The 19,331-nt window shown below is 36.7% G+C and carries 17 protein-coding genes and 1 riboswitch; of the genes, 12 read left to right on the forward strand and 5 right to left on the reverse strand.

Going from position 1 to position 19,331, the window contains the following annotated elements; genetic code table 11:
- Positions 1-31 precede the first annotated feature (31 nt).
- The 7 genes from BM260_RS14585 to BM260_RS14615 all read left to right on the forward strand — a co-directional run bounded on the left by BM260_RS14585 (position 32) and on the right by BM260_RS14615 (position 5,997).
- The gene (locus BM260_RS14585; protein ID WP_093538082.1) at positions 32-907 is read left to right on the forward strand and encodes an aminoglycoside 6-adenylyltransferase; all 876 of its coding nucleotides are present in this window, start codon (positions 32-34) and stop codon (positions 905-907) included.
- Positions 908-1,187: 280 nt separating this feature from the next.
- A complete protein-coding gene (locus BM260_RS14590) occupies positions 1,188-2,027 on the forward strand; it encodes a phosphate ABC transporter substrate-binding protein (protein WP_093538083.1) in 840 nt (279 codons plus the stop codon).
- A gap of 60 nt (positions 2,028-2,087) precedes the next feature.
- The gene (gene pstC / locus BM260_RS14595) at positions 2,088-3,002 is read left to right on the forward strand and encodes a phosphate ABC transporter permease subunit PstC (protein WP_245762741.1); all 915 of its coding nucleotides are present in this window, start codon (positions 2,088-2,090) and stop codon (positions 3,000-3,002) included.
- A 1-nt stretch (position 3,003) separates the two neighbouring features.
- On the forward strand, positions 3,004-3,831 hold the full coding sequence (pstA, locus tag BM260_RS14600; protein ID WP_093538084.1) for a phosphate ABC transporter permease PstA: 828 nt from the start codon (positions 3,004-3,006) through the stop codon (positions 3,829-3,831).
- Between the two features lie 77 nt (positions 3,832-3,908).
- Positions 3,909-4,676 (forward strand): phosphate ABC transporter ATP-binding protein PstB, encoded by a 768-nt coding sequence (gene pstB / locus BM260_RS14605; protein WP_093538085.1) that lies wholly within the window; start codon positions 3,909-3,911, stop codon positions 4,674-4,676.
- A gap of 13 nt (positions 4,677-4,689) precedes the next feature.
- Positions 4,690-5,349: a phosphate signaling complex protein PhoU gene (phoU, locus tag BM260_RS14610; protein WP_093538086.1), complete on the forward strand. Its 660-nt coding sequence runs from the start codon at positions 4,690-4,692 to the stop codon at positions 5,347-5,349.
- A 135-nt stretch (positions 5,350-5,484) separates the two neighbouring features.
- Positions 5,485-5,997, forward strand: a complete 513-nt coding sequence (locus BM260_RS14615; RefSeq protein ID WP_093538087.1) for a YehS family protein — start codon at positions 5,485-5,487, stop codon at positions 5,995-5,997.
- A gap of 504 nt (positions 5,998-6,501) precedes the next feature.
- Here BM260_RS14615 and dapA read toward each other — a convergent pair.
- Positions 6,502-7,389, reverse strand: coding sequence for a 4-hydroxy-tetrahydrodipicolinate synthase (gene dapA / locus BM260_RS14620; RefSeq protein ID WP_093538088.1), 888 nt, complete (start codon positions 7,387-7,389; stop codon positions 6,502-6,504).
- A gap of 233 nt (positions 7,390-7,622) precedes the next feature.
- Positions 7,623-7,802, reverse strand: a riboswitch (Lysine riboswitch).
- A 311-nt stretch (positions 7,803-8,113) separates the two neighbouring features.
- On the opposite strand from dapA, the gene BM260_RS14625 reads away from it, so the two are divergent.
- From BM260_RS14625 to BM260_RS14635, 3 genes are all read left to right on the forward strand, one after another.
- Positions 8,114-9,301, forward strand: a complete 1,188-nt coding sequence (locus tag BM260_RS14625) for a DHH family phosphoesterase (RefSeq protein WP_093538089.1) — start codon at positions 8,114-8,116, stop codon at positions 9,299-9,301.
- A gap of 231 nt (positions 9,302-9,532) precedes the next feature.
- Positions 9,533-10,597 (forward strand): LLM class flavin-dependent oxidoreductase, encoded by a 1,065-nt coding sequence (locus BM260_RS14630; RefSeq protein WP_093538090.1) that lies wholly within the window; start codon positions 9,533-9,535, stop codon positions 10,595-10,597.
- A gap of 216 nt (positions 10,598-10,813) precedes the next feature.
- Positions 10,814-13,186, forward strand: a complete 2,373-nt coding sequence (locus tag BM260_RS14635) for a polyprenyl synthetase family protein (RefSeq protein ID WP_093538091.1) — start codon at positions 10,814-10,816, stop codon at positions 13,184-13,186.
- A gap of 190 nt (positions 13,187-13,376) precedes the next feature.
- On the opposite strand, the gene BM260_RS14640 is transcribed toward BM260_RS14635, so the two are convergent.
- Positions 13,377-13,871, reverse strand: a complete 495-nt coding sequence (locus BM260_RS14640) for a L,D-transpeptidase family protein (RefSeq protein WP_093538197.1) — start codon at positions 13,869-13,871, stop codon at positions 13,377-13,379.
- Positions 13,872-14,044: 173 nt separating this feature from the next.
- On the opposite strand from BM260_RS14640, the gene BM260_RS14645 reads away from it, so the two are divergent.
- Entirely contained in the window at positions 14,045-14,737 is a 693-nt protein-coding gene (locus BM260_RS14645; protein ID WP_093538092.1) for a hypothetical protein, read from the forward strand.
- Between the two features lie 111 nt (positions 14,738-14,848).
- On the opposite strand, the gene BM260_RS14650 is transcribed toward BM260_RS14645, so the two are convergent.
- From BM260_RS14650 to BM260_RS14660, 3 genes are all read right to left on the reverse strand, one after another.
- A complete protein-coding gene (locus BM260_RS14650) occupies positions 14,849-16,657 on the reverse strand; it encodes a sulfatase-like hydrolase/transferase (protein ID WP_093538093.1) in 1,809 nt (602 codons plus the stop codon).
- Between the two features lie 186 nt (positions 16,658-16,843).
- On the reverse strand, positions 16,844-17,587 hold the full coding sequence (locus BM260_RS14655) for a GTP pyrophosphokinase (protein WP_093538094.1): 744 nt from the start codon (positions 17,585-17,587) through the stop codon (positions 16,844-16,846).
- A gap of 121 nt (positions 17,588-17,708) precedes the next feature.
- Positions 17,709-17,999: a phospholipase gene (locus BM260_RS14660; RefSeq protein WP_093538095.1), complete on the reverse strand. Its 291-nt coding sequence runs from the start codon at positions 17,997-17,999 to the stop codon at positions 17,709-17,711.
- A 330-nt stretch (positions 18,000-18,329) separates the two neighbouring features.
- Between BM260_RS14660 and BM260_RS14665 the strand changes: the two genes are divergently transcribed.
- Entirely contained in the window at positions 18,330-19,328 is a 999-nt protein-coding gene (locus BM260_RS14665) for a glutathione S-transferase family protein (RefSeq protein WP_093538096.1), read from the forward strand.
- Positions 19,329-19,331: the final 3 nt, after the last annotated feature.

Here is a 19,331-nt window from a genome sequence, read left to right on the forward strand (position 1 = left end):
AACAGGCACCTTTTACTAAAGGAGAAAAAACATGAGAACTTCAGATGAAATATTTGAATTAGTTTTAGGTTACGCAGCAAATGATGAAAGGATTAGAGCAGTAGGGCTAAATGGTTCAAGGACGAATCCCAATGCTCCAAAAGACTTGTTTCAGGATTTTGATATTGTTTACGTGGTAACTGATGTGAATTCATTCATTGAAGATCCACATTGGATAGAGGTATTCGGTGAACGAATCATTATGCAAACTCCCGAGAATATGTCTATGTTTCCGCCAGGTTTAGGTGGTAGGTTCTCCTACCTAATGTTGTTTACTGATGGAAACCGTATTGATCTTACGCTAGTTTCGAATGATGAAAAAGATACATATTACAAAGAGGATAAGTTAACGGTTATTTTAATGGACAAGGATAACGACACTGCCGAACTCCTGCCCCCAACAGACGAGGATTATTGGGTAAAACGTCCTTCTGAAGAATTCTTCTCCGATTGCTGTAACGAGTTTTGGTGGGTATCTACATATGTGGCGAAGGGCTTGTGGAGAGGTGAAATTCTTTACGCAGCGGAGCATTTAAATAATATTATGAGACCGATGCTGTTAAAGATGCTCGAATGGAAGGTTGGTATTGAACACTCTTACTCCGTCAGTATAGGTAAATTTGGTAAGTACTTGGAGAAGTACCTATCCGAAGAGAATTGGCAAGAACTACTCTCCACTTATGCTGATGGAAGTTATAAAGATATGTGGAGAGCATTATTTGCAATGTTAGTTCTATTTCGTACCACAGCTATATTTGTAGCTGATGGACTAGGTTATGAATATTCCAGAGAAGAGGATGCCAAAGTTACTGCATACCTAGAGCATATAAGCCATTTATCACCCAACGCGACGAAAATCTATGGATGAAAGTAAAGTATAAACATTTAAAAGTGTAATTTCCAATTTTATTATTGTACTCCATAGAATAAATTTGAAATAAATGGAAAGTAATATAGTACTGATTTAGACTCATCCTAAGTAATTCTAAAGTGAGTTTTATAAATATTTAAAATAGACTGACTTGTTTTTAATTAAATTTACAAAAGCTTTACAATTGTAGTATTAAAAATTTACACTCTGCCTTTATTCTATAATTAGACAAAATACGTCATAGAACAGACATAACTTATTTTCTTGGAGGTAAGAAATGATTAGCTTGAATAAAGTGAAAATAGGATTATTACTGCTGTCTATACTTACTGTATTAACAGCATGTTCAAACAATAACAAGGATACTACAGAGTCAAGTGGTAATAATGCAACAGTATCTATTTCCGGATCTACTTCCGTAGGACCGCTAGCTGAAAAATTAGCAGCAAAATATACAGAGAAAGACAACACGAATATCGAGATAAATCAAATTGGTTCCTCAGCGGGAATTACAAACGCTATTAGTGGGGTGTCGGAGATAGGAATGTCTTCGCGTGATTTAAAAGAAGAAGAAGTTGCAAGTGGGTTGAATGAAGTAATTATTGCTTATGATGGAATTGTAGTAGTAACTCATCCAAGTAATAAAGTAAAAGATTTAACGATGGAGCAGGTTAAACAGATTTTTACTGGGGAAGTAACAAACTGGAGTGAACTCGGTGGAGATGACTTAGAAATTGTAGTAGTTTCTCGCGAGGACGGATCAGGTTCACGGGATGCCTTTCAAGAAATAGTAGAATATAGCTCTGGAGAGTTAATCAGAAACTCGATCATTGCAAGCGGTAATGGAAATATTAAAACAACAGTTGCGAACAATAAACATGCAGTTGGTTTTATCTCTTTTGAGTATATTGATGAGAACATTTCAACAATTGACATTAATGGTGTAGAAGCTACAGCAGAAAATGTTTTACAAAAAAAATACAGCTTGTCTAGGCCATTCTTGTTTGTCTATAAAGAAGGACAATTAACTGAGGCAGGACAGCAATTTATAGATTTTATACTAAGTGAAGAAGGACAACTCATTGCAGCAGAAGCAGGAGCTATCCCTATAAAGTAGATATAGATGAATTAGGAAGACAACAACATAAACTTTTGACTTACTTTTGGAGGAATAAGAGTGTCTATCCCAACAACTAACAAGCAGACCGTCGAAATCGGCAAAGCAAACAAGAGAAAGTATATGTTAGAGAAGGTGTCGCAAAGACTATTCTTAATTTGTGCACTTCTCTCCGTAATCACTTTATTGTTAATCATTGGATTTGTATTTTATAAAGGTGCCCATCCATTTGTAGCGGAGGGCTATAGCTTTATAGATTTTATATTTGGTAGTGATTGGGTACCGAGTGAAGATAAATTCGGTATATTCCCAATGATTGTTGCATCTATTTTTGCGACAATTGGAGCGTTAATCATTGGAGTTCCTATTGGTCTATTTACAGCTATTTTCTTAGCTGAAATTGCCTCAGAACGATTAGCAAAGATTATTTCACCAGCAGTACAATTACTAGCAGGTATTCCATCAGTGTTATATGGTGTGTTTGGACTTGCTATCATTGTTCCATTTTTACAAAATACTTTCGGTTTAGTGAAAGGGCAAAGCCTAATCGCAGTTATTCTAGTGCTAGCAATCATGATGTTACCAACCATTGTAACGGTTGCTGAAACTGCCATTCGTGCAGTGCCGCAAACATATCGTGAAGGATCACTAGCTCTCGGGGTATCGCAAATTGGGACAATTTTTAAAGTTATTGTACCAGCAGCAAAATCTGGTATTATGACTGCCATTGTATTAGGTCTTGGTCGTGCAATTGGAGAAACAATGGCAGTTATCTTAGTAGCTGGGAACAGCTTAATCGTGCCAACTAGCTTAACAGATAGTGTGCGTCCATTAACGACAAATATTGCTTTAGAAATGGGTTATGCATTCGGTACTCATCAAGAAATGTTATTTGCTACGGGAATTGTTTTATTCTCGTTTATCTTAATACTAAATTTCGTTTTAGCAAAAATAAGTTCCAAAGGAGGCAACTAAGATGAGACAATTTAAAGATAACTTACTCCGAGGACTTTTGTGGTTATCAGCTTTCTTATCAGTTGCCGTTCTTGTTATGATTGTAGGTTTTATCTTTTATAAGGGAATTGGTTTGATCAGCTTCGACTTTATCTTTGGTGATTATTCTCCAGATGGAGATGGTGGTATTTGGCCAATGATCGTAACGACTATATACACAGTCCTTATCTCGTTAGTCATCGCAACACCTATTGGAATATTGGCAGCCGTTTATCTACAGGAATATGCAAAACAAGGCCGATTAGTAAGACTAATACGATTTGCAACGGAAAGTTTAACAGGAATACCATCGATTATTTACGGTTTGTTTGGAGCGGTGTTCTTTGTTACAACATTAAAATTAGGTATGTCGATATTAGCAGCTTCATTAACTCTAACGATTATTGTATTACCTGTAATTATACGGACAACTGAAGAAGCTTTAAAAACAGTTCCAGGTTCGTACCGAGAAGGTTCACTAGCGCTTGGGACAACAAAATTACAAACACTGTATAAAGTAATTTTACCAAGCTCAATGCCAGGTATACTATCTGGTATTATCCTTTCAGTCGGAAGAATTGTTGGCGAGTCAGCTGCTATCTTCTTAACTGCTGGAACCGTGGCAGCTATGCCAGACAGCATTCTATCATCTGCTAGAACCTTAACTGTACATTCGTATCTAGTTACACAAGAATCTGGAGATATTGAACTTGCTGCAGCTGTAGGTATAGTTTTAATCGTAATTATATTAGCAATTAACCTTTCGGCAACATATATTTCAAAAAAATTTAACAGAGCTACAAATAAATAAGAGTATGTTAAGTCCACAGTAATTGAACATGCAGAGCTAATGACCAAATAAATTACGTAGGGAAGGTATTTTAGCATATGGAGCAAAGTAAAGAAGCAACTATAATCAATGTAAGAGATTTAAATTTATTTTATGGCGAGAAACAAGCATTATTCGGAGTCGATCTTGCTATTCAGGAAAAAGAGGTTACAGCTTTAATCGGTCCATCTGGCTGTGGGAAATCTACTTTTTTACGCACACTAAATCGTATGAATGATTTAATCGATGGTGTGAAAATTACAGGAGAAATTGTCATTGATCATGAAGATATTTATAAATCTAATGATGTTATCAAACTCAGAACGAAGGTAGGAATGGTATTTCAAAAACCAAATCTATTTCCTATGAGTATTTATGACAACGTGGCTTACGGACCAAAAATGCAAGGTATTAAAAACAAAAAAGAATTAAATTTAATTGTAGAAGAAAGTTTACGTAGTGCAGCAATTTGGGATGAAGTAAAAGATCGTCTTAAAACATCGGCCCTAGGATTGTCAGGCGGTCAGCAACAACGTGTATGTATTGCTCGTGCAATAGCGATGAAACCTGATATTATTTTAATGGACGAGCCTACTTCCGCATTAGACCCGATTTCTACTCTAAAAATAGAAGAACTAATCACCAATATGAAAGAAGATTATACAATTGTTATTGTGACACATAACATGCAACAGGCTGCTCGAATCTCCGATAAAACCGCATTTTTCTTAAATGGAGAAGTAGTAGAATACGATGATACAGATAATATTTTCTCCACCCCGCAGGATCAGAGAACAGAAGACTATGTTACAGGTCGATTTGGATAATAGGAGGTTACCAATGGGTATTCGTGTAAACTTTGAAAATAATTTAGAAGAACTAAAGAGTAAGATTATCGAAATGGGTGAACTCTCAGTTGTCGCTCTAGAAAAATCTTTTAAGGCGTTAAAAACACAGGATGTGGAGATTGCTCTAAAAGTAATTGAAGGAGATACAGCGGTTGATAATCTTGAAATAGAAGTAAATCAGTTCTCCATATGGATGATAGCGAAAGAATCACCTGTTTCCAGAGATTTACGTGAAATAATTGGTGTCCTTAAAATTTCATCTGAAATTGAACGGGTCGCAGATTTTGCTGTAAATATTGCAAAAGCAACGATTAAAATTGGCAATACTGAATCTTTATTAGATATTACCCATCTAGAAAAGATGAAAGATATATCGATCGAAATGCTTCGAAAAGCATTACAATCATTCTTAGAGGAAAATATCCTGCTTGCTAAAGAAGTGGGAGATTTAGAGGACAATGTAGATCAATATAGTAGAGAGACATATAAAAAACTTACTGCTTATCTAAGTGAACATCCAGAAGAAACAAGTCAGCTTGTACAATTATTATTTGTTAATCGCTTTTTAGAGAGAACAGCAGACCATATTACGAATATCGCTGAAAGCACAGCTTATTTGATAAAAGGTCAAATATATGATTTCAATTCATAGGCAAATGAAATCAAACTGGTGGAGAAAATGAAAAATTTCTCTTCCAGTTTTTTTTATACTAGCTCACATTGTGCTATTCTAGTAATGATTAGTTCCGTATGATATCTACTTATGCGGACATTGGGAGGTTTATAAATGGAGAATAATGATATATTAATCAGATTGAGATATGCCCTTGATATAAAGAATAAGGATATGGTAGAGGTATTTAAACTTGGTGGTGTGGAAGTAACTAAAGAGGAAGTTCTCAAAATTCTTACCAAAGCAAAAGAGGAAAGTGAAGAGGAAGAAGTAGTAGAGGATGAAAACCACATCAAGTGTAATAATAAAATGTTAGAATCGTTTTTGAATGGACTAATCACACATAAAAGAGGCAAGCAGGATCCAAAACCGGAACAGCCAGCAGATACGGAGCCAGTTGTACAGCAGAAGGATCACGTGAATAATATGCTGTTGAAAAAGCTTAAAGTAGCTCTACAATTAACAACAGAAGATATGCTAGATGTGTTGCATGATGGTGGTATTGTAGTTTCAAAAGGTGAGCTTGGAGCTATTTTACGAAAACCAGGTCATCGTAATTATAAAGAATGCGGAGACAATTTTGCGCGCAAATTCCTTAAAGGCTTAGCGGTTAAATATAGAAGTTAATTAAAAAAAGAGCGAATTCCATTAGTACTGGGAATTCGCTCATTTAGTATAGTCATAAGAAATGGGACAATTCAGTCTTAATTGGAAATATATCCCGTTCCGCGAGTAACCACAGAGGGAGCGTGGGTAATCCCTTCTTCTCCGCGAGTAAGCAATGGTCGAGCGTGGGTATTCACCGATCAACCGCGAGACAGTACGATTCAAGTTACTTATTAAGTTGTAATATATCCCGTTCCACCAGTAAACCATGGCAGTCCGCGAGTAACCACAGAGGGAGCGCAGGTAATCCCTTCTTCTCCGCGAGAAAGGCCGATTTGAGTTACTCTTAAATGGAAATATATCCCTTTATGCGAGTAAATCATGGCAGTCCGCGAGTAACCACAGAGGGAGCGTGGGTAATCCCTTCTTCTCCGCGAATATTCACCAGTCGAGCGCGAGTATCTGATCTTTCGTGTCCAAGAATTAAAGAAAAGAGCGAATTCCAGTAGTTGGAATTCGCTCTTTTTAAGACTTTACGCCTTCTGGTAGTGTAGTTAATACTTCCTTTAAAGTAGTAAGCTCCTCAGCATTTAAAGGAACCATAGGTAGGCGAACTCCACCCACTGGAACACCTTTTAAATTCAATGCTGTTTTAACAGGTGTAGGATTTGGAGCTGCAAATAATGCTTTCATGACAGGCAATAGTCTGCGATGATCCATTGCAGCTTCTCTTACATTGCCATTATTAAACTTTGCGATCATTGCTTGCATTTCATTTCCTATAATATGCGAAGCTACGGAAATAACACCCGTTCCACCAATTGATAGCACCGGAATTGTTAAACCGTCATCGCCACTATACAGCGAAAAGTCCTCACGAGTATTACTAATAATTTCAGACATAGTATCCAAATTGCCGCCAGCTTCTTTGATAGCAACGATATTTGGAATCTCTGAAAGTCGGATGATGGTATCTAATGACATGTTGACCACGCTTCGACCTGGAATATTGTATAGCATAATCGGCAATGATGTTGTTGCAGCAATTGTTTGGAAGTGTTGGTACAAGCCTTCTTGAGATGGTTTGTTATAATAAGGAACAACAAGCATAATACCATCGACACCAGCATCAGTAGCCTGTTTTGTTAAATTGATAGAAGCTTTTGTGCTATATGAGCCGGTTCCAGCAATAACTGGCACTCTACCATTTACAACTTCAACTGTAAATTTAAACAGCTGTACTTTTTCTTCATCGGTTAACGTCGGAGACTCTCCGGTTGTTCCAGACACAACCAAACCTTGTGTTCCATTGGAGATTAAGTAATTTATTAAGTTTCTTGTAGCTGGAAAGTCTATATCCTCATTATGATCAAAAGGAGTAACCATAGCCGTTAATATTTGTCCAAAATTCATAACTTCTCCACATCCTATAATTTATTATTAAAAATTCAGGGAGAAGGGCTTCATCAATTACACTTCGGTGTAATTGCGTCCAGATTTTGAATTGCGCTAGCGCAATTAACTCCAAAGTCTGTGACATCCACCGGAGGCTTAACTTGAGATTTGTTTGGTAGTCAAGTTAAGTAAACGCGAAAAAGCAACAACGAGGGCTCGTTGTTGCAGTAGAAATAGAGTAATATTTCTGTGCGTAAGATAGCCCTCCATATAGTCTCCTATATGACAATTCAGTGTTTGTTCAACAGCTGAACCAGCTTCAAGAAAAATGAGATTCTTTCAACTTCGGCAAATTCCCCTTTCCACAAATGTCCTAGGATCTCATTATCCTCTAATTGTGTACTAATGGTTTTTGCGCCTCTATCCTTACTTCAAATATAATTGAAATAAGAGAATATTTAATTATTAAAATAATACATGACTTTTAATACTATTGCAACAGTTTACCTGTAAAATAAATATTAAGTAGTAAAATCCGTCAAAGTTGATCTTCACTCCAGGTGGACGCTTTCCGCGGATATGGCTTCACTCCTCATCACTGGAGTCGCCACCTTGCGCTACAATCAACGGAGTCCAATTTTATATTGATATAAGTAATTTGAAATTGACCCAAATAACTTTTAAGTTAGTTCTATTAATAAGTTTAATATGTAAAAACCATACTATATAAGAGGTGAAGAGAATGTATAAATTATTGTCCCATAATGATTTAGATGGTGTCGGATGTGGTATTTTAGCAAAGCTAGCATTTGGTGAGAATGTAAAGGTGCGCTATAATTCGATTTCATCTCTTAATCGGGAGATTGAATATTTTTTAGAAAATGATGAACCTGATACATTTTTATTCGTAACGGATTTGACGCCGAACGGGGATAATGAAAAAAGATTAAATGATTTTTACAATGCAAATGGGAAGGTACAACTAATCGATCATCATAAATCAGCGTTGCACTTTAATGATTATGAATGGGGATATATTTTAGTGGAAGATCAGGAAGGCAAATTAACTTCTGCTACATCCTTATTATATGAGTACCTTGTATCCAACAAATTATTGGAACCAACTGCTGCAGTAACAGAATTTGTAGAATTAGTTAGACAGTATGATACATGGGAATGGGAAAAGAACGGGAATCATCAGGCACATTCCCTAAACTCATTGTTCTATTTAATATCGATGGAAGAATTTGAAGAAAAAATAATGGAACGACTTCGTACGAGTGACCATTTTGATTTTGATGAATTTGAAAAGAAAATATTGAAAATGGAATCCGAGAAGATTGATCGCTATATTCGTCGTAAGAAAAGAGAGATTGTACAGGCAAAAGTGGGAGACCATATTGCTGGGGTGGTCTATGCGGAAACGTATCATTCGGAGTTAGGTAATGAACTTGGCAAAGAGTTTCCACATCTCGATTACATCGCAATTGTAATCATGGGAGGAAAAAGAATTTCTCTTCGTACAATTTATGATCATGTCGATGTTTCGGAAGTTGCTGGACAGTTCGGCGGCGGAGGACATCAAAAAGCATCAGGATGTACTTTAACGGAGGAAGCATATAAGTTATTTGTTTTGGACACTTTCCATCTGTCCTCAATACCAGAAGATGCAAAAAGAAATCAGTATAATTTGAAACAATCGGCTTTCGGTTCGTTTTATAAAAATAGGAATAATGACACGTTCATCTTATATTCTAAAAATGATCAAGATTGGATTCTCGAAAAAAATAAAAACGAATTAGAACAAACCTTTACAAGCTTTGAAGATGGCGAGCGTTTCTTAAAGAGAAACTATGAGGCAGCTTTAGTAAGGGATGATCTGTTTGTCGATTATTTAATGAGTGAAGTGAAGAAGAGAGAGGACGCTTGAGGACAAAGGTTACTGAGTTTTACTGGCGTTCACTCTATTGAATACTAGCGAATGGTTCTTACATACTCGCTCTCGAATTATGTTTACCCGTGAAACAGAATATCTTTCCAAAATCCTCTTTCTCCAATGAAACTGATAAATTGAATATAAATAGGATAATAAGGTATCATTAAGGCCGAAAGCATCCTTATATAAACAATTGAACGCAATAATGATTGGGGGAAAAATTAAGTGGAAATTGGTATAACAACGTTTGTGGAAACCACTCCAGATGTAAAAACTGGAAAAGTAATTAGTCATGCGGAGCGTATTCGTGAGGTTGTGGAAGAAATAGTATTGGCAGATGAAGTTGGGCTAGATGTATTCGGTGTAGGGGAACATCATCGCAAGGATTACGCGGCTTCCGCGCCCGCTGTTCTTCTGGCTGCAGCTGCGTCACGGACGAAGAATATAAGACTAACTAGTGCTGTAACAGTACTTTCATCGGATGATCCAGTGCGAGTATTTGAGGAATTTTCTACATTAGACGCTATTTCCAATGGTCGAGCAGAGATCATGGCAGGGCGTGGTTCCTTTATCGAATCTTTCCCACTCTTTGGATATGATTTAAAGGATTATGATGAATTGTATGAAGAAAAGTTAGATTTACTCTTAAAAATACGTGAGTCTGAAATGGTTTCATGGAGTGGTAAGCATCGAGCTGCGATTCAGAATCGTGGGGTTTATCCACGTCCCGTACAAGACCCACTTCCCGTTTGGATTGCGAGCGGTGGAACACCGCAATCTGTTGCTCGAGCTGGATTCCTTGGATTGCCACTAGTGTTGGCAATTATCGGAGGTAGCCCACTCCAGTTTGAGCCACTCGTGAAACTGTATAAGAAAGCCGCGACTCAAGCAGGACATGATGTATCAAAGTTAACGGTTGCATCGCACTCGCACGGGTTTGTGGCAGAATCTACGGATATTGCTGTGGAAAAATTTTTCCCACCAACACAGCAAGCAATGAACGTTATAGGAAGAGAGCGCGGATGGGGCCCGTATACTCGTTCGACATTCGATGATGCACGTAGCTTGGAAGGTGCTTTATACGTTGGAGATGTGAAGACAGTAGCTGAAAAGATTATATTCCTACGTAAAAATGTTGGTATTACTCGCTTTATGCTGCATGTACCAGTTGGATCAATGCCTCATGAAGACGTGATGAAAGCAATTGAACTACTTGGCAAAGAAGTGGCACCAATTGTTCGTGCAGAAATAGATAGATGGGAATCAGCTGGTGAAGTTGAAAGTAAATAATTTATTTCCGCGTATCAGTTTATAAAGAAGATAAAAAAGGGGACGATTTTCGTTCTCTTTTTTTGTTTTTGCTATTATGAAGCAGCGGTTTGACTCATAGAAATAGAAAGAGGAATAATTCTGTAGCTTAAAGTAAATCATCAATACGTTGAATGTTATAATTATAATAGTAATTGGAGTGGAATTTATAAATAAGAAGTGAAGGTGAGTAATGATATGAACAAAGAATTAATCATTAATACCGATGCTTGTTACAAGCAGGCAGAAGAGAAGGCCAATCATTATTTTCAATCACTTTATACGCAGGTTCAACAGAAGACATATGTGAAAGTTCTTACAGAAGATATACATTTGTGGAAACATAATCATATACGACACCATTCAATACTTTCTCTGTTTTCCAGGGGGAAAGGAAAAGCTAATGCTAGTGGATATCACAGTTATATAAAGTGGCTAAATTATACAGGGAAATTAGATAATTATTTGAATCGAAGCATTTCATATATATTTATGAGAGATTTAGGAAAAGCGTTGAATTCCCCAGAAACGGAAAGTCGAATCCGAAATGTAGTGGGAAGTTTGAAAACTCATCTTATCTCTTCAGCAACAGATCGAGAGAATGATAGTGAAATGTTCAATATGACTGCCTTGTATCGCCTGGCTCAGAAAGAAGGCGTGGAATCGACATTCATCTGGCTGATCAATAAGTTAAAAAATGTATCCGCTAATATTCCTACAGGGATGGAGGCTGAGCATGCCCAACGAAAACTTATTAAAATCATTGCAGGGGTAATCATGCAAGAAATAGAAGAAATGAATGGGGATGTTTCTCCAGAAGAGCGAAAGTATAGGCTTGATAAAGCGATAAGGCTAGGGTTTTCCTATGGACTTACGTATCCATTTATTGACGATCTTCTAGATGCCAAAATTCTAACAGTAGAGGAAGAAAAACAATATGCTAATCTGATACGCACTACCCTTACTACGGGAATAGTTCCCGAACTAGGTGATTGGAAAGGGGAAAATGCGGAACTGATTGGTTATATTCACTCAGAACTTAGTGAAGCATTTGAATATATTAAGGAACATCAGCGACCAGAGACAAGAAATAACTTTTTCGAGCAATCTTATGTGTTTTTCAACTCTCAAGAAGTGGATCGCAAAAATGATTTGGCTTATCCAGAATATACGAATGAGGAGCTTTATATACCAGTCATTCTAAAATCTGCATCTTCTCGATTGATTGTTCGTTCTGTAATTGGTGCTTCTGAGGATGAAGGTTTTGACAGTCGAACATTTTTTTACGGAATCTACAATCAACTTGCGGATGATTTTGCAGATATGTTTGATGATATGGAGGAAGGGGCGGTAACTCCCTACACATATTACTTGAAGTATCACGATAAACGGCCAGATCTCATAAATCCATTTGAAATGTACTGGACAGTAATCTCTAATTTGATTCATCATGTTTATGATTCGGATCAAATGACGCGTGAAGTTATTTTAGACCGAGCTATCAACGGTCTTAAAAGATTTAAGGAGCGGGTAGGTTCCGGAAAATATAAGGAGGTAATGAACCTTTTTGCTTCTGGAAACCCTACTTTCAATAAACTAATCCAAGAGATGGTTCGAAAAGCAGATGATGTAGATTTCTTCGATAAGCTGCTGCGTGACCATATGATTACAAGCTTGAAAAATAATAGACAGGGACAGGAAGAATTTATAGAAAACGCCAAAACTATACGAAGTCAGATTAACGAAGTTCTAGATCTCACAAAACCTGATAAGTCGCCTGATTCCATTATAGATGCTGCGAATTACAGTCTACAAGGTGATGGAAAACGTTTAAGACCAATAGTCACTTGGTTTATGGGAGTCAATGCATATGGGTTAAAAAGCTCAGAGCTAGAACCACTTTTAAAATCATTAGAGTATATGCATACAGCTTCTCTCATTTTTGACGATCTTCCATCTCAAGATAATGCTTCACTCCGCAGAGGTCGGCCTACCCTCCATGAGGTTTATAATGTTTCCATCGCAGAGTTAACAGGACTTTTCTTGACTCAGAAAGCTATTTGGGAGCAAACGACATTGGATCAGTTCGATTCGAAAGTTGTGTTGAAACTCATCCAGTATTCTGCCCAAGTGACGGCCGATATGTGTAGAGGTCAGGCAATGGACTTAAATTCAAAAGGCGAACAATTATCTTTGGACCAATTAAATAACATGTGCTTCTACAAAACAGGACTTGGATTTGAAGCATCTATTCTAATGCCTGCAATCCTTGCCAATACTAGCGAATTAGAAATTGAAGCATTGAAAAAGTTTGCACGCCATGCAGGTATTGCATTTCAGATTAAAGATGACCTCCTTGATGTAGAAGGAGATACAGCTTTGTTAGGGAAAACGGTTGGGAAGGATTCCGAAAATAACAGCTCTACTTTCGTTTCTATATTAGGGGTTGATGATGCCAAAAAAGAGATGTGGGAAAATTACTGTGTTGCCATGGAATCATTACATGACGTGCCACGAGATACAACTTTTTTGAAGCACTTTTTGGATTATATTATTAATCGAGACAAGTAGACATAGTTTTAGAGACTACCATTAAGTTTTTATTTTCAAGACTTAATGGTAATCTCTTTTTATTTTGAATAAAGTAAGGAAGCGGCTGAAGCCGTGCCCATGGAAAGCGTCCGCTCGGAGCGGAAATCAACTGCATACCTACCTATATTTTCTTTTTTAGAGGACCTGTCGTCTCTTTAAACAGTTTGTCTTATGGCCTTATTGAAACGGGAGTACCGATCGGAATGATACGTGCTAATTCCTCGACATCTTTATTGTTCATACGAATACAACCACGTGATACTGCTCTGCCAATCGAACTAGGATCGTTAGTACCGTGAATCCCATAATGTTCTTTCGATAAACTCATCCACATGGTGCCGAAAGGTCCTCCCGGATTAGGTGCTTTGTTTATAATGATGAAATCTCCAACAGGTGTATTGAATAACATTCTTCCTACCGCAATAGGATACTCTTTTTGTAAAAGCCCATCTTTAAACAACCGTAGTCGCCGATTGTTTATGGAAACCTCGATTTGATATGGCAGTGAGTTAGGATCTGGAAAACCTGGTATGACAATGGATTGACCTATATAAAGTATATTGGGGTTTATAGATGGGTTAGCGCTAATGATGTTGGATAGGGGTGTACGATAGTCTCGAGCTATTTGACTCAGTGTTTCCCCTTGTTGAACAGTATGAATCAGCATAAACACCTCCGCTTTAATGAAATAATATATTATATGCTAAATGATTGAAGTTGGTAATTTATTTTCGTCTATTTCGGTGATTGGAAGTAGACAATTTCAAAGACTTAAGTATAAGGACATAGTTTCACGAATAGAATCTCTTATAACAGAATTCTAAAGGTGGAATGAGATTGAAAATACTAGTTATATTTCTATTATTCTTTATTTATTTCGCATTATCACTTTCACTAGAAAGTACAAATGCAATTGGATTGTATCTGGTCATTTCATTGGGATTATTCTTTTGGGGAGTTATAGAATGGAAACTTTTTATAAATAGAAGAAACGCTGAAAGTAGAAGGAGATTAGAGGAACAACTTGCAGAAATTCCCCATACACAGTCTCTGATCTCGAACAATTTGTTAAATATCATGTTAATAGATGATGTAGGAAACTTTCTTTATATACTTCAAAGAGATTCCATAGAAGAAGATTTTAGTATAGATCCTATTTCCTTTTCTAAAGTATTAGAGGTTGGCTTAGTAGAAGAGGGAGAGGTTATAAACTTATATCCGCGGAAAGGTTTGTTAGGCAGTACACTATTGCATGATCAAGCCGAAATGGAAGAAGATGGTGACGAGGAAGATGAAGAAGAAGATGAGGATGACGTTGAATCTATAGAAGCATTATGTTTGAGAATAGTGGTGGATGATTTGATCAATCCTATTTTAGAATATCCATTTATTGCAGATGACCAATCCTTTGAAATCGATTCGGAAGAATACACAGAAGTAAATGCACTTTGTAATGAATGGTATCAAAAAGTATGTATTATTATTAAACGCTATGAACATACCAATGTAGCTGTGAGACTTTGGCAATAAGAGAACAACTGTCGGAAGAAATAATAATATAAAAGGTGTCGAACCAATTAACGGAAAATGACTTAGGCGGCACCTTTTTATACTAAGTATAAGTGATTTAATGAGATCTCCCTAGCTCTCACAAGTTGGCATACCTGGAACCGTGCCACTTGTCGGAGATAATCTTTTTTGCTTGGATTGTTCTTGGAGAATACTTATTAATACTTTTTGAATTAGTTTGGATTCGGGAGTTTCATTCAAATGAAATGCAAGATTACATTCTTCCGTTGGATCTCTAGTGACATTATATAATTCATATTCATCGTCGACTGGAGTTTGTTTCGTGGTAGTTATACAAATAGCTACTTCCTTCGTATCTGTAACTGGAGTGGAATCCTCCTGACTTGTCACTTTATCTTCTACACCGGGATTGCTCCAAAACTGTGGATTGTCAAAATAACGGGTAAGCTTCCAGACCTCATCGGTTTTTTCTTTACCAGTAGGCAATTTCAAAATAATGGTTTCTAGATGGTTTGGCTGAATAACTGATTCATATGGTTTTCCGGTTACAGTAAACTGATTTAATCCTTTTGTCACTTCATCGTCCGTCATAAAGTATATAGGCTCGTTGGCCCGAGGGAAATTGGTATTTCCATTTATTAACGGGGAGAAATCTCGTCCAACCAATGGGTGCACCTCGCTATGGCTTTTCTTAAGTTCTTTTTGAGCATCGATTGCATTAATATTGGCAAGACCTAAAAGTGTAGGAATAATGTCTAGATGGCTTGTGATTATGTCCGTTTCTCTAGGGACTGAAAATTTTGGGCTATGAATTATTAAAGGAACATGTAAGGATTCTTCATAAGCATTATGCCACTTTTGAAATAGTCCACCATGTGCTCCTACTAAGCTTCCATGATCTGCTGTGAAAATTATTATTGTGTCTTCATAAAAGATGGATGATTGAAGGGCTTGAAATACTTTGTACATTTCATCATCTACCTTCTTTTGTAGAGAATAGTAGAGTTGTCTATAAAGTAGCGAATCGAATGTGGGCTGAAGGGCTTGTTGGTAGATATCACGATAACTTAACTGAACAGAAGGTTTGGTAAGTAGGTTTTCATTTGCTGTAGGTGCTGGTGGAACGAAAGGAAGAGTCGGATCAATCTCAAAATTATAGGAGGGATTGAATCGTGTGAATAGACCAAGCAGGGTAATATCATGTGGGTTCACGAATGAGGATACGATTAACCAAGGTTGATCGTTAGGTGATTTTGCATTTTTTTCGAGTGAATGTATTAAATCTACTACCTCCTTAGCGTAAACTTCATCTCTTCCACTTACTCCGACACCTGCCGAAGATGCAGAATTTCGCGGATTTGATCCATGAGGTTCAGGACCTATCCAACCATCAAAGCCATAATCACTTAATCTATTGGCTTTTTCATAAATTTGCTCTTGCGCACTGTTAGGTACACCAGTTTTTGTATTGTAGCTCGGTAAAGCGTCATGCGTACCAGGTATTAGAATATCCTCATCCGATAGATGCCATTTTCCTTTCCAGTATGTTTGATATCCCGCTGTGCGAAAGTATTCTCCTAAAGTAGGTACTGTGCTATGATCTAACCAAAATACATTGGGATCAAATGCACCTTTTGCAACACCAGTCGTTTGCGTCACTCCATGAAGTGACGGATACTGGCCAGTAAAAAGCGTTGCTCTACTTGGTGAACAAGCGGTACTCCCAATATAATGATTTGAAAATGTCATTCCATTTTTGCGTAACAGCTCTTGGGTTTTTAAATTTTTCACTCGCCACTCTTTTATTGCCTCAGTTTCATAAACAGTCGGAAATCTCTCTTCATCTACAATGATAAAAAGAATATTAGGTCTTTTATTGTGATGATGAGAATTTGAAAAGTTCTCATTTGATTTGCTCAATTTAATAACTCCTCCTTCTTTATTTTATATATCTGTTTAGTTTATGAAAAAAGGAGCAGGGGATATGGATAGTTAGTCTAGAGAGATGTCCAATTAACGCAAAAAGCTGCAACGACAAATAGTCATTGCAACTCTTATTGAATTATTTTTACTCCTATTTCTTAGTAATGGCTATCAACTATCGGATTACTTACTTTTCTCCAACATTTCTAAGAAAGCTGGGGGGATTGTTATTTGTTGATTTGAATTACTTATTAACTTAGTCAATTCATCTACTTCAGTTACTTTGTTTTCTTTTTTGATTACTTTTACTTCATTATGCAGTCGTTCCATTTTCTGATCTAATGCAAATGCTGAATCGGCTGCTTCTTTTAACTCGATTAATAACTGTTCGGGTACAGACTGATCATATTTATAAAAGATTTTATGTTCAAGGCTTGCCCAAAAATCCATCGCAATAGTTCGTATTTGCACTTCGACGGTTACAATTTCTTTACCATCGGACATAAAAACAGGTGTTTCCAATAAAACATGTAAACTTTTATAGCCATTATTTTTTGGGTTTTTAATATAATCTTTTACTTCTAATACCTTTATATCACTTTGTTTTTCCAACATACCAAAAACTCGATATATATCAGAGATGAAAGAACAAGTAATACGCATTCCTGCAATGTCTTTCACATTTTCACGGATGCTTTCTACTGAAATACTTTTACCCTTGCGATTAAGTTTTTTTAGTATACCTTCTGGAGATTTCAATCTGGAATTCGTATGTTCAATTGGATTATAATCATGGATCATTAAAAATTCTTCTCGAAGAATTTCAATTTTTGTTTCAAGCTCACTCAATGCAAACTTATACAACAGCATCATTCGAGTCATTTTCTTTTTCATCTGTTGAAACTGTTCTACTTGTTCTTTATTCATCTATAAGCGCTCCTTCAATAACTACCTGTAGAAATGATAACAAACTTATCCTTTCTAAACAAACGTATTGCAAAGTAACGATTTTAGGATGAAATATTTTACAAGTATTTGGATAAAGTTTTTAGTATCTAGAGTTTCTACAAGTAAAAGCTGTTTGCAACTTCATATAATTATAGAGCGTCCGGGCATGTCTTCCCTTTGGTGTGTAATTATTTACTTTAGGCTGTAGCTGACGGAGAAACTCACGATCACATTCACATCGATTATTTCCTCTTCTATAACATTCGTCGTGTGCTTTACAAGCCGCATCCACATCATTTATAGGAGCACCAGGTCCACTACAACCGGGTCCACACCAATTATAACCAGGGAACACACAAAATCGGGGATTTCCATTTCTTCTATATGCCAAATATATGACCTCCTTATCATAGTTTTCTTTCTTATAGTCTATTCCTAAAATTTGGTATTGTATAAACTATCCGACCCATTACCCATTCATGGATTGTCCACTAGTAGTCGATAAAAGCAAAAAAAGCTGTTTTTCCAAAACAGCCATTATAGCTAGAATGCTATGATGCTAGGATGTTCATAACACAGATGAGACTATGAGAATTAAATAATCCGTCTGGATACAATGGTATCTATTTTAAAATTTATTACCTTGACTCCAAGATAATAAATCCATACACTTAACTAAACCAAGTGAAATACTATGTTTAATAGAAAAGGATGATGAGACATGGGAGAGACTAAGAAGCAAGGTCCAACTGAAGTGGATGAAAAGGGTAAATTTATTCGTCAAAAAAATCGTTTCTCAACAACTTTTGGAAGTGAAGCTGGTGAACTTCCAGTAGAAGCAGGAAAGTATCGTCTACTTTGGGCAGCTGTTTGTCCATGGGCACATCGCTCTGTCATTGTGAGAAGTGTACTTGGGTTAGAAGATGTTATTAGCTTAGGAACTGCAAGTCCAATGCGTCCGAATATTGATCGGGTAGATTGGGAGTTTTCCTTAGATAAGAATGGCGTTGACCCCGTTTTAGGTATTAAATATATAAGTGAAGTATATTTACAAGCAGATGCCAAATATGAAGGCAGACCCACTGTTCCGGTCATTGTGGATATAGCAGAAAAAAAAGCTGTGAATAATGACTATTTCCGATTAACCAATCATTTTGAGACAGCTTGGAAGCCGTTCCACAAAGAAAATGCACCTGAGTTATATCCAGAGCATTTACGAGAAGAGATTGATGCATTAAGCGATATCATTTTCCATGAAGTGAATAATGGAGTGTATAAATGTGGCTTTGCACGTTCCCAGGAAGCATATGAAGAGGCGTACGATGTGTTATTTATCCGTTTGGATGAATTAGAAAAACGTCTTTCTACACACCGTTTCTTGTTTGGGGATTATATTACAGATTCAGATGTTCGCCTATACGCGACACTTGTACGCTTCGATGTTGCGTACTATGCGGCTTTCAAAACAAATCGAAACCGCATTGTTGATTTTCCGAATTTATGGGGTTACTTACGTGATTTATACCAAACACCTGGATTTGGTGATACAACAGATTTTGAAGCGATTAAAATACATTATCATTTATCAAACCATATTGCTAATGACGATCAAAAAGGACCAAATAATATATTACCAAAAGGTCCGGATACGTCTATCTTCAACTCAAAGCATGACCGTGAGGCTTTAAGCGGTAAGGAAGAAAAATTTCTTATTCAATAATAA

The sequence above is a fragment of the Psychrobacillus psychrotolerans genome, from assembly GCF_900115805.1.
GTDB classification, from domain to species: Bacteria; Bacillota; Bacilli; order Bacillales_A; family Planococcaceae; genus Psychrobacillus; species Psychrobacillus psychrotolerans.

Excerpts from the sequence above, each read along its gene's own strand:
- BM260_RS14585 (WP_093538082.1), top strand. The coding sequence starts at position 32 with ATGAGAACTTCAGATGAAATATTTGAATTAGTTTTAGGTTACGCAGCA.
- BM260_RS14590 (WP_093538083.1), top strand. The coding sequence starts at position 1,188 with ATGATTAGCTTGAATAAAGTGAAAATAGGATTATTACTGCTGTCTATA.
- pstA (WP_093538084.1), top strand. The coding sequence starts at position 3,004 with ATGAGACAATTTAAAGATAACTTACTCCGAGGACTTTTGTGGTTATCA.
- pstB (WP_093538085.1), top strand. The coding sequence starts at position 3,909 with ATGGAGCAAAGTAAAGAAGCAACTATAATCAATGTAAGAGATTTAAAT.
- phoU (WP_093538086.1), top strand. The coding sequence starts at position 4,690 with ATGGGTATTCGTGTAAACTTTGAAAATAATTTAGAAGAACTAAAGAGT.
- BM260_RS14615 (WP_093538087.1), top strand. The coding sequence starts at position 5,485 with ATGGAGAATAATGATATATTAATCAGATTGAGATATGCCCTTGATATA.
- dapA (WP_093538088.1), bottom strand. The coding sequence starts at position 7,389 with ATGAATTTTGGACAAATATTAACGGCTATGGTTACTCCTTTTGATCAT.
- BM260_RS14625 (WP_093538089.1), top strand. The coding sequence starts at position 8,114 with ATGTATAAATTATTGTCCCATAATGATTTAGATGGTGTCGGATGTGGT.
- BM260_RS14635 (WP_093538091.1), top strand. The coding sequence starts at position 10,814 with ATGAACAAAGAATTAATCATTAATACCGATGCTTGTTACAAGCAGGCA.
- BM260_RS14655 (WP_093538094.1), bottom strand. The coding sequence starts at position 17,587 with ATGAATAAAGAACAAGTAGAACAGTTTCAACAGATGAAAAAGAAAATG.
- BM260_RS14665 (WP_093538096.1), top strand. The coding sequence starts at position 18,330 with ATGGGAGAGACTAAGAAGCAAGGTCCAACTGAAGTGGATGAAAAGGGT.